Genomic DNA, 4003 nt, shown 5'->3' with positions numbered 1-4003 from the left:
CCGATCGATCTTGAAATGATTGTAAGCGCCGAAGAACCACAGCTTGTCCTTGATGATCGGACCTCCCAAATCAGCGTGGCCTTCCCAGAAGAGTCGAACCGGCGCCGACGTTCCTCCGCGCGCCATCAGATCCTGGTCGATGTTGTCGGCGATGAAGCTCTCGTCTTCCCAGTCGATGTGGTACAGACCGGAGAAGGAGTTGCTCCCGCTCTTGGTCGTTGCCACGACGTGGGCGCCGGGAGTCGACATCTCGACGTCCGCGCCCTGAGCGGAGACCTGGAACTCCTCGATGGCGTAGTAGTCATAGTACCCGCCGGCGGCGCTGGTACCCTCGGTCGTGTTGATGCCGTCGTTGATGACCCGGTTCTGACCGCGGACGCCGAAGCTCTCGTAGCCCGTCTGCTGGCTCTTGTGGCTTCCGCCCACGTCGTAGCCGCGCATGCGGATTCCTGGTGTTTGCCGCATTACAGCCCACATGTCGGTCGCCGAGGGGACCTCATCGAGAGCGACGTTGTCGAATGTCGACGAGATACCGGTGGTCTTGACGTCCACGACCGGGGATTCGCCCGTCACGGTAATCGTCTCCGCCACCGTCGCCAGCTCCAGATTCTGGTTGATCGAGAAGGTGCTGCCGGTCGTCACGACGACCGCTTCGCGGGTGACCCTCTGGAAGCCCGACAGCTCGAACGTCAGGGTGTAGTCGCTTCCAGGCGGAAGCGCCAGGAAGCGATAGCTTCCGTCGACGTCCGTCGTGGCGGTTCGTCCCCCCATGACGGCCGACCCGGTTAGCGTAACCGTGACGCCGGGCAGAACGAGCCCCTGCGCGTCCCGCACCACTCCTTCCAGCCTGCCGTAGCTCTGTGCCTGAGGAAAGGCGAGAGCTGCGACGAGCAGACTGGCCAAGGAGAGGAAGAAGATTTTACGAGTCATATGACGGTGCCCTCCTTCTTACAGTCAGTCGAAAAGAAACATCATGCCTCAACTCGCGAGAGCAATGAGCGTGCCATGAGACGGAACGGGGGCTGACTATCCTAATCTATTGCAAACAATTATCTTATGCGATCTCTTGATTCCTTGGCCCACCTCTCGACGGAGTCTATGATTCAATCTTTTGGATGTACATCCCATTAATTGGACCTCTGATCGTAGAATTTGTGAGATTCGACGCATTTTCTTGCAGTTGGGAGCGGAAAGCTGACTCGAGGAGTTTCAGTTTCTCGAAGTTGGAAGGGCTCTCATGAAGTCCTGAGGCACCGGGAAACCGCGGGACTCAGCAGCCAGAGCTTCTTCCCGCGCGCGGTCGAACTCGTGCTCCTGCGCGTGCAGAACGGCCAGCTCGAAATGGAGCTCGCCCCGGGCCGGCTCGATCTCGAGCGCCTTTCGAAGCGGCGCCATGGCCTCGCGGCGGCGGCCCATGGACTGAAGCGCCTGTGAGAGCGCGCGATAGGTTTCCACGTTCGCGGGGTCGAGCCGGAGGGCTCGCTCGAAGTAGCCGATCGCCGCCGTGATGTCGCCCTGGAGAGCGGCGACTTTTCCCAGGCTGGCGAGCGCGCCGCTGCTCTCAGGATCGGCCGCGAGGGCCCTTTCAAACAACTCTCGCGCTTCGACGAATTGCGACCGCTGGCTGAGGAGAATCCCAAGGTTGATGAGGGCCGCGACGTGATTCGGGTCCATATGAAGGGATTCTCGGTAGTAGGGCTCGGCCTCCTGGAAGCGCCCTTGCCGCGAGAGGTTGTTGGCGAGGTTATAGGGGAGGTTGGCATCCTCGGGGCGCAACTCGATCATCTTTCTCAATAGCATTTCTGCCCGATGCGGCTCGCCTCGGGCTTCCGCCTCGACCGCTCGGCTCTGGAGGCCCGACACCGAGACCGCTTCCTCGAGGACGGCCGCCATGACGGGATCGTCGAGGGGTACCTCGGGATGAAGGGTTCGCGCGAGCGCGGCGGCCCGCGTAGCCGCTTCGCGGTTGCCGGCCTGCAGATACGCGCGTGCGAGGAGCGCCTGGATCGCCCCGGCCTCCGGCTCGAGAGTGGCGGCACGCTCGAGATGCTCGAGGCCCTCTTCGGTTCCCAGTGTGAGCCGGCCCACTCCGAAGTGGGCGAGGGCGCAATCCGCGTCGACCTCGAGCGCGCTCCGGTAAGCTGTCAGCGCCTCTTCCGACTTGCCGAGTTGCTCGAGGAGCGCCGCCTTCAACGCGAACAGCGGCGCGTAGCTGGGCTCCCTTGCCAGGGCAGCCTCCACGGACTCGAGCGCCCGCTCGGCCTCGCGCTGCTCTTTCAGCGACTGGGCTTCGAGGTAGGGCCAGCGATATTCGTCCGGCGCGAGCCTTCGAGCCTCGGAATAGCTGGTTGCAGCTTCGGCGTAGAGCTCGTGGGCGTGAAAGACCATCCCGAGCTCGCCCCAACGCTCGGCCGAGTCGATCTCCTGCTGGAGGTGTCGACGACGGCTCGCAATCTTCGCGGCGACCTGGGCCTCCATGCCCGACGTGTCGGGGTCGGGGATGGAGGGAGCTTCCTGACACGAGGCCACCAGGATTGCCCAGGTGACGGAGCACGCGATTGCTCTGCTCCTCCACTGGCTCAGGCCCCCGAGGCTCGTCACTCGATACCGCTTCCTCGCTCGAGAACGACAACCTGATTCGTCGGAACACCGCCGAACCGCTCTTTGATGCCACCGGGCCAGACGATCTCGATCCTCTCCACCGAAGCTCCACGGGGAATACCGAAGTGGACGCGGGGGTCGTTGCTGGAGAGATAGCTGTAAGCGGGGGTCGCGATGCGGACAGTGCTCTTCCCGCCTGCCGTCACGGTGACGCGGGCTCCGTGCGCGTCCCGCTTCGACTCTTTCTCGATGGCCCGAACCAGGAGCCAGTCCCCTTTCTTTACGGTGTCGTTCCGGTAGAGCCGTGCCTTCGCCGCGGTATTCATCACGAGAAGATCCAGATCCCCGTCCTCGTCGACGTCGCCCAAAGCGAGCCCGCGACTGATCTCGACCGGCGTTCCGAAGTCCCCCGCGTCGGCGCTGACGTCGACGAAATCACCCCGGCCCCGATTCTCGAGGAGCTGATTCGGCTCGGCGTAAGCGTTCCAGTAGGCCGACATCCTTGCCGCGCCGAGCGGAGGATGTCGCTGGACCCGACCGTTGACCACGGCGAGATCGAGATCCCCGTCGTGATCGAAGTCGAGGAATCCGGTTCCGAATCCCGTCATTGCCAGGCTCGGGGCGGCGAGACCCGACTTCATCGTGCCGTCGTCGTAACCGAGCGCGCCCTGATTCAGATAGAGCGTATTCGTCTGGTTGATGATGTGGGTTACGAACAAATCCAGATCGCCGTCGGAATCGACGTCTCCCACCGTGATTCCCATGCCGGCCTCGGGCTGTCCGTCACCCCCGAGAGCGACACCGAGCAGCAGGGCGTCGTCGGTGAACGTCCCATCACCCTGATTGACCCAGAACTGGTTCGCTTCCCCATCGTTCGCCACGTAGAAATCGAGCTTTCCATCGCCGCTGAGGTCGGCGCAGATCACGCCGAGACCCGGCGACCGCACCGAGCGCAAACCGGCCTCGGCGGACACGTCGACGAAGCCACGACCGCGGTCGTTTCGATAGAGCACGTCGGACGTGCCGGGGAACACTTGGGGCGAGCAATAATCGATGCTTCCATCCGCGTGGGTGCAGCCCTTGTCGGGATCGTAGCTCACATAGTGGGTGACGTAGAGATCGAGAGTGCCGTCGGCGTCGTAGTCGCAAAACGTCGCCGATGCCGACCAGAAATCGCCGCCGATCCCCCATTCGGCGGTGACGTTTCGGAACCTTCCGTTTCCTTCGTTCTTGTAGAGAACGTCGGGCCCGTAGTTCGTCACGTACAGATCGACGAGACCGTCGTTGTCGATGTCGCCCACCGCAACTCCCATACCGTAACCCGTGTCACCGACGCCCGCCTCCTCGGTGACGTCCTCGAAACGTCCGTCGCTTCCCTGGCGGAAGAGTCGATTGCGCTTTC

At 63.0% G+C, this 4003-nt stretch carries 3 protein-coding genes; all 3 read right to left on the bottom strand.

Annotated elements, in window-relative coordinates:
• Positions 1-930: carboxypeptidase-like regulatory domain-containing protein (locus tag VEK15_33045; protein HXV65570.1), on the bottom strand; the 930-nt coding region annotated here is incomplete at its 3' end.
• A 279-nt stretch (positions 931-1209) separates the two neighbouring features.
• On the bottom strand, positions 1210-2601 hold the full coding sequence (locus tag VEK15_33040) for a tetratricopeptide repeat protein (GenBank protein ID HXV65569.1): 1392 nt from the start codon (positions 2599-2601) through the stop codon (positions 1210-1212).
• On the bottom strand, positions 2598-4003 hold a 1406-nt coding region (locus tag VEK15_33035), incomplete at its 5' end, for a CRTAC1 family protein (GenBank protein ID HXV65568.1). The genes VEK15_33035 and VEK15_33040, both read right to left, overlap by 4 nt.

The organism is Vicinamibacteria bacterium (genome assembly GCA_035620555.1).
Lineage (GTDB): Bacteria > Acidobacteriota > Vicinamibacteria > Marinacidobacterales > SMYC01 > DASPGQ01.
Note: the sequence above shows the minus strand (reverse complement) of the source record. Positions and strands in the feature narration are given on the sequence as shown.